Raw genomic sequence first — 7,200 nt, forward strand, 5'->3', positions numbered from 1 at the left:
GTTACATCCAAGATTTGCGGCTGCTTTCTACTTGGTAAAGTGCATTATCAAGTAATTGGTAGGCAAACTCTTGTTTGATAAAAGGAATATCTTGAGCGCCTGCCGCTAATACTATGCTTACTGAACTGAGTTGGTGGCGCTTTTGAAACCAACTTTGTTTAAACTGAACTTGTTGAGTTTTAAAAATAGGAAAACAGTAATAGTCGACGCCAAAATAACCTTTACGGATATAAATAAAATCTTCATCTTTAGCATAGCCCCAACGAAACCAACGCATAAAAATTAACAAACCAACAAATAAATAACCCGGAATTATAGCCATTAATAAATTAGTTTTATCAACAGTGATGAAAAAGACTAACAGTGAAATAAATATCGGGGTGAGAATATAGCCAAGATTACGCAAAAGAAAGCGTTTACTAATGCTTTGATAATCAACAGTCATCATTTTATTAGTTGGGTATACGTTGTTAACCAACGCCAAACATTCGCTAGGATTAATTGATGGAACAATAATACGATTATTTTCTGCACTCGCTTGATACTGATTTAAAGCACTATTGCTTTGCTCAAATTTAAGGTTAATTCGTTTGAGTATCACATCAAGCCAATCTTGTTGACGAACTACCATTTGCAGGCGGGATAACCGCATGATCACTTCATACTTGGTTAACAGACCACTACGGCGAATATAACGATCGTCGACTTTACTTAAGGTGAACTGGTAAAAAGTAATAATAGAACCGGCGATAGAAAATAAGGTAAAAGGTAATAAAATAATAAAAGTTAAGGTCAGTGCGTATAAACCAACTTGCCACATGGGTTTATCAGCAAACGTTAAGAATTTTTCAAGGTCGATACCTAAGCCATTAAAAAATTCAACAATATAGCGACCAAAATCATCAAAAAATGGTGCTAAGCCACCGAGGAAAATCCAGATTCTGTTGTTAGTTAAGCCATGAATAATAAGGTCTGTAATACTACGTGTGTTTAAAATAGTTTCGTTGTTTTGATCCTTAGATGCTAAGTCATTAACTGTTTCGGTCTCGGCATCGGCGACTGTTGAACTTGCTATTTTATGCTGAGCTAAAATTTCTACTTTAAGTTGTTCGGCAAAGTCTACTTTTAAAGCGACGACTTTAGCTTCTTGCATAGCGGAGCCTGCAGTATCAAGCTGGAGGCAGGTAAAACCGAATAGTCGATAATACAACGGCTGCTCTAGTTTTACGTTTTGAATTTTAGCAAAGGGTAAATTAACGTATTTCTTTGAAATTACGCCAGAGCGTATTTCAATATGATCCTGATATAATCGATACTGAAAGAAGTAGAAACTTAAAAAGGTCGAGATCATAATAATGGCGAGTATGGCTAAACCTATTGGTAGCCACAAATGGGGATGTGCAATAAAATTATCGTAACCTAAATATAATGCGGGTAAAAAAACGACGATATTACTTAAAAATCCCATCACAAATTTTGCTAAAAAATACATAATAGCGATAGGTGATATACGCTGCCAGTCTTTGGTGTTTTGTTTCGAGCCAAGAGGGGGAATTGTTACTTCTCCGTCGCTCTCTAGCGTCGGTGTTGATTTATCCATGATGGTTAACATCTTTGTGATCAAGAATAAATTGGCGAATGCTCTCTGCTTTCTCTAACGGTAAACCTGGGATTTCAAAAGTGTGCAGTGCACCACCAGCGCTGAAAACTTGCAGTTTAGCCAAACCTATTTTTCGGTCAATAGGACCACGCTTTAGCTCTACATGTTGAATACGTAGCATGGGTTGGCTAACAGTTTTGAGAAAAATAACGCCACTTTGATAACTAAGATCTTGTTGGCGAAGTGCGTAAAACTTTCTTTTATCAGCAACTATAGTGTAAAGGGTACTCATAAAGCCAACCAGTGCTATTATCCAAATAACATAACTTAGAAAGTTACTTACTGCAGTAGTTAAGGTAATAAAGTGTTGTAGCTGAACGATGAATAAAATACTTATAATAAACAGGGTGAGAAATAAGGAGATATAGCGGTTACTTTTTGCATAAAGCGGCGATAACATTTCAAATTTTAGAGAGTCTAATCTTGGTAAATCGTTACTCGTTAAACCTGTGTTTGAAAAGTTAACCGTTCCTGGGATATTCTCGGTGCCCTGCATAATCGCTATTCCTATTATTTTTATTATCAAAAGAGTGGGTAATTGTTATTATAATTATTAATATAAACCGAACAATATGATTAATATTGGCGCAGTGCGGAGCTTGATTTTCTTAAAAGATTTTTTGGGTGTTTAGTATTATTCTGGTGATAAATAACCTAAATTCATCAAGCGCTTCTCATCAAAGGTGTTAATAACATCACCAATAATGACTAATGTTGGTGGTTTTATATCATGTAATTCAACTAAGTGGTTCAATCCCGCTAACGTACCACGGTAAACTTGTTGTTCTGGATTTGTTCCTTTATAAATCAATGCTGCGGGTGTTGAAGCTTTACGACCCGCCTTGATTAGTTGCTCACTGATAATGGGTAAGCTTTTGATCCCCATATAAAAGACAACGGTTTGTTTATTATCGTTAAGTGTGTGCCATGGCAGTGATAATTCACCATTGTCTTGGACGTTACCAGTAATAAAGGTGCAACTTTGTGCAACTTGTCTATGTGTTAAAGGAATACCTACATAGCTTGTACAAGCAGAGGCCGCGGTCATTCCTGGTACAATATGACAAGCGATGCCATTTTTTAAGGTATATTGTGCTTCTTCACCTCCTCGACCAAAAACAAAAGGATCGCCGCCTTTTAAGCGTAAAACTTTTTTGTTTTGTTTAGCATAATCAACTAATAACTGATTAATTTTTTCTTGGGGTACTCTGTGTTCTGCTTGTTTTTTACCGACATAAATTCGCTGACAATTTTCGGGTAATAACGCTAATATTTCAGCACTTACTAATCGGTCATAAATGGCGACTTCAGCTTGTTTAATAAAACGAAAAGCTTGTATGGTTAATAAATCAGGATCGCCAGGACCCGCGCCAACTAAAGCGACTTCGCCACAAGCAAAAGGTTGTTTACTGTTAGGTGAGTCAGGCATTATTAAGGTCATTGGTTATTTACCATTAGAAGAAACGTTTAAGTTCTTCAAAATACCGTCGTGTATATTATAGACAAAGCCGTGTACGGTGACATCTTGATTGGCATTCCAGGCACTGACTAATGTGGTTGTATGACAAACATTGGCTACCTGCTCAATCACATTGAGTTCACAAAGTAAGTTGACCTTTGTTTGCTGGTCTTCAACGGCATCAAGGCGCTCTTTGTGAAAACGATAAACATCTTTAATATGCCCTAACCAATTATCGATTAGCCCATGACGCTTATTATCAATTGATGCTGTAATACCGCCACAGCCATAGTGACCACATACTATTATATGTTTAACTTTTAGGTTTTCTACAGCAAATTGAATAACAGAAAGGCAATTTAAATCGGTATGGATAACTTGATTAGCAATATTACGATGAACAAACACTTCGCCTGGAGACATACCGAGCAATTCATTGGCTGGTACTCTTGAGTCAGAGCAACCTATCCATAAATATTCCGGTTTTTGTTGTTCTGACAAGCGTTTAAAAAAATCGGGGTCTGCTTTTTTTATCTTTTCAGCCCACTGCTGATTATTGTCGAACAAATGTTGAATTGAAGTCACGGAATGCCTTGTTAAATAATCTATTCATTGATTTTATGAGAATACACCAAAAAGTGAAAGATAAATGTGATATCAATTATTTATGATGTATATCCATTTAGTTGGGCACTTAGCCATAACTGCCGATATTATGAAAACTTAACTAGGCAGAGTCATCTCAACCTTATGTGAGCGACAATTTTAGCAATACAAAAACTAAAGCAGTTGTACTAAAAAGAAAAACAATCAAAGTAGCTGAGTTTGGTGTGCTGACTAAGAAGAAATCAACTTATCTATTAGCTAAAAAAGGGCGATTTAGGTGAATTTAAGCAAAGCAAATAGCCAATACTTTTAATCATGTCGTTATAAAGGGAAAATTAAATGGTTTATGTCCCAATAAAAATAAAGTTTGGCTTTGATTTTAGCTAAACTATTTATTGTCTTTCTCTTTTTATTTATCCGCCAGCACCTATCATTATATTATAAGTGCTGGCGGTTAACGTTGAATGTTCGACAATCAATTGTTACTTGGTATCGTTAAAATAACAGCTGATTTTTGTCGAATGGTATAAATTAGTAAATATTATTAGCAAAACTGCTAAATAATAGGTAATTTATAAGGAAATAAAGACAAGTAGCTTTAATCTCAGCTATTTTTTTTAAACTAACATCATGGATACTCTATGTTTACTCGCTTAAGCGTGAAATTACTTATACCGACTGCTGTTTTTGGATTATTAGCTGTATTATTTATTTTGCTATTTACAGATGAGTTAAGTAAGTCGTCTGTTATCGGTATATTGTCTCTATTAGTGATTGCCCAATTAATATCAGGTTATATATTTACTCAAAGTCAGCTGTCTTCTCGATTAACAAAGTTACTTCATTACTTAACACTTGTGGTGAGTACCAAGCAGGCGCCTCCTGGCCCATTAGTTGATGAAGGTAATGATGAACTCGCTCAAGTCACCAATGAGCTTAGTGCTTTTATTGGAGACTTATCCGATGTGCTTGCTGAATTGCGAACCGAGTCTGAATCGTTAAAAGAGGGGTCATTTTTACTGGCCACACAAATGACTGATTCAGTGAGAGCCGTTGATGATTCTGCCCGTCAAATAGAACTTATGGCTCACTCTATTGATGAAGTCGCGTCAACGTCTAGTATACTTTCAGAGAGTGCTTCACAGGTAAGTGAGACGACTAATCAAGTTATTGACATTTTATCGCAAGGTACAACTTCTTCAAATACCAGTCAGCAAACCATTGAAGCTTTTTCTAAAGAAGTTACCGAAATGGCGACAGACTTAGCGCTACTGCAAACAGAGTGTTCAAATATCGGTTCTGTTCTGGATGTTATTCGTGGCATTGCCGACCAAACAAACTTACTCGCATTAAATGCAGCGATAGAAGCAGCGCGAGCAGGTGAGCAAGGTCGCGGTTTCGCAGTTGTTGCCGATGAAGTAAGAGCACTTGCGCATAGAACACAAGAAGCAACGGTTGAAATTCATTCAATGGTTGAAGGTCTGCAAGAGAAATCAACGAATGCTGTAACGGCGATTTCGCGTGGTCAAGCATTGACGCAAGACAGTTTAACGCATTCAGCCGAAGTGGTTGAAGCGTTAGAGCAAATAGGTCGAGTCTTTAAAGAGGTTAATGCCTTAACCTCTCAAATTGCTAGTGGCACTGAACAGCAACAGCAATCAACTGCAGCGGTTAATACCAATATGGCTGAAGTTGCCTCTTTGAGTCGAGATATCACTAATGGCTTAAGTTCTGTTGCCCAGCATGCAGAGCAACAGCAAAAGGTATCTGTTGATGTTGCTACGACCCTAAATAGGATTTGTGTTTAGAAACTAGCATGTAAAAGCACAGAGAGTAACGTTATATCATAAGCCCATTTAAACATGGGCTTTTTTATGTTCAGGATGTACGGTGATGATTTTTGCGAAACATCATAAGGTGTGACGATGCCTATAGCAGCAAGACCATTCAATGGCATCATGGCATTATTACTTTCGTGTATGTCGATACCGAGTGAAGCTCCACAGACGTAGTATAATGTTTGATATTGGCATCATTTATGACAGTTGACTTTTAATAGGTGATAAACAGATTATCTTGTTTTTTAGAAATTGCATTTTAGTGAAAACCTCTGATCTTCAGCCAGCAATACTAATAATCACTTTATGTACATTATAGTTAGTCATTCATTAATTTCTAAGTCCGCTTTAGGATCATTGCTGCCGTTAATATTTCAATTTTAGAGACTAAATAATGTGGTAGCGCTAAAAGCGCCAAGTTCCATCTATATCTAACAAGCCGAAATTATTACCATCAACTCTTATCCATGATATACCGTATTTAATCGCAGTTGTGTGTGAAAACCAATAGTGATGTGCCAATGAAATAGTGAGTAAGGTCTCATTATTCCAGTCATCAGAAAAATCAGAATAAACTACACCAGCTTTATAAGCGTTATGTTTAGCAATGTAAAAGGTGGTAAATATTTTTGCCGTAATTCGTTCTTCGTTATGCGAAATTGAAGAAGCAATGTCCAAACCTTTCCCTCCATTAATGCTTGTATATCTAGCTTTAATAGCAATTAAAGTATCGCTGTCATATTGAGAGTTATTGGATTCGACATAATCATCAATGATATCCGTATATTCACTATTTTCAGAGTAGTTATGGATACCAATCCCTAACGTCAATTGTTGGCTAACCGCATAGTTCAGAACAAGGTCAGTGAGTAATTCATCTTCTTCATATTTGCTCGTCTTTAATGCCCCATTACGGTCAGTATAACTGTCTTTATGTGTTTTGTGTTGGTAGCTAAAATCTGCTTCTAAACTCCAACGTTGACTAAAATATAACTTGCCAGCTAAGTTAGGATTAGAGTTAAGAGCATTCAAATCAACTTTTAACCAACTGTTCCTACCTAAATGGGATTGCAAATCGTAAGGCTGTTCATTATCGGCAACAGGAGAAAAATAGTATTTATAACGGGCACCGACAATCGGAAATTCAGACCAATCTCCATCTATAAATGAAAGACTAGCCAAATTGATAACACCGTATTGTAATTCATGTTTAATTGTTTTTTTTTCTGACTCTGCGAAAGCTGGTACTGATAATAAAACGGATGACAGGAAGATTAAATGAGATGTTTTAATAATAAATCCTTTTAGTATTAATGAGTTGCCAAGTAATCTTACTTTATGTTGATTATTTTAGTCAACTTTTTTTCTTTCGAATTATGCTCTTGTTCTGACTAAAAAATATTATTAAGCCACCCATAATAACTTGTTTGTTTTTTCAACAATAAACTACACTTAAATTACCCTCTTATAAGTGTGGTGATTGTTATGCCTAAGCCTCGTTCACAACAAATCAGTTTATCTGATACGCCGTATTATCATATTTGCAGTCAAACCGTTCGCAAAGCCTTTTTATGTGGTGTTGATAAAGAAACCGGTGTCAGTTATGAGCACAGGCGTCATTGGATTGAACAGCGCAT

6 protein-coding genes and 1 pseudogene are annotated in these 7,200 nt (G+C 36.3%); 2 read left to right on the forward strand and 5 right to left on the reverse strand.

The window, feature by feature from the left end; all coding sequences use genetic code 11:
- Position 1: 1 nt before the first annotated feature.
- From H4J70_RS06420 to can, 4 genes are all read right to left on the reverse strand, one after another.
- Positions 2-1,600, reverse strand: coding sequence for a PH domain-containing protein (locus H4J70_RS06420; protein ID WP_259364945.1), 1,599 nt, complete (start codon positions 1,598-1,600; stop codon positions 2-4).
- Positions 1,593-2,156, reverse strand: a complete 564-nt coding sequence (locus H4J70_RS06425) for a PH domain-containing protein (RefSeq protein WP_182231019.1) — start codon at positions 2,154-2,156, stop codon at positions 1,593-1,595. The genes H4J70_RS06420 and H4J70_RS06425 overlap by 8 nt, the downstream gene beginning before the upstream one ends.
- A gap of 138 nt (positions 2,157-2,294) precedes the next feature.
- Complete coding sequence (gene cobA, locus H4J70_RS06430; RefSeq protein ID WP_182231018.1) at positions 2,295-3,101, reverse strand: uroporphyrinogen-III C-methyltransferase; 807 nt, start codon at positions 3,099-3,101, stop codon at positions 2,295-2,297.
- Positions 3,102-3,104: 3 nt separating this feature from the next.
- On the reverse strand, positions 3,105-3,704 hold the full coding sequence (can, locus tag H4J70_RS06435; RefSeq protein WP_070376043.1) for a carbonate dehydratase: 600 nt from the start codon (positions 3,702-3,704) through the stop codon (positions 3,105-3,107).
- A gap of 662 nt (positions 3,705-4,366) precedes the next feature.
- On the opposite strand from can, the gene H4J70_RS06440 reads away from it, so the two are divergent.
- A complete protein-coding gene (locus H4J70_RS06440) occupies positions 4,367-5,533 on the forward strand; it encodes a methyl-accepting chemotaxis protein (protein ID WP_182218333.1) in 1,167 nt (388 codons plus the stop codon).
- A 435-nt stretch (positions 5,534-5,968) separates the two neighbouring features.
- Here the strand turns inward: H4J70_RS06440 and H4J70_RS06445 are convergent, their stop codons facing one another.
- Positions 5,969-6,745, reverse strand: a complete 777-nt coding sequence (locus H4J70_RS06445; protein ID WP_182231017.1) for a hypothetical protein — start codon at positions 6,743-6,745, stop codon at positions 5,969-5,971.
- 303 nt (positions 6,746-7,048) lie between these two features.
- Between H4J70_RS06445 and H4J70_RS20615 the strand changes: the two are divergent.
- Positions 7,049-7,200: pseudogene (locus tag H4J70_RS20615) on the forward strand (transposase); the annotation flags it as partial.

The organism is Colwellia sp. BRX8-9 (genome assembly GCF_014077245.1).
Classification (GTDB): Bacteria; Pseudomonadota; Gammaproteobacteria; order Enterobacterales; family Alteromonadaceae; genus Colwellia_A.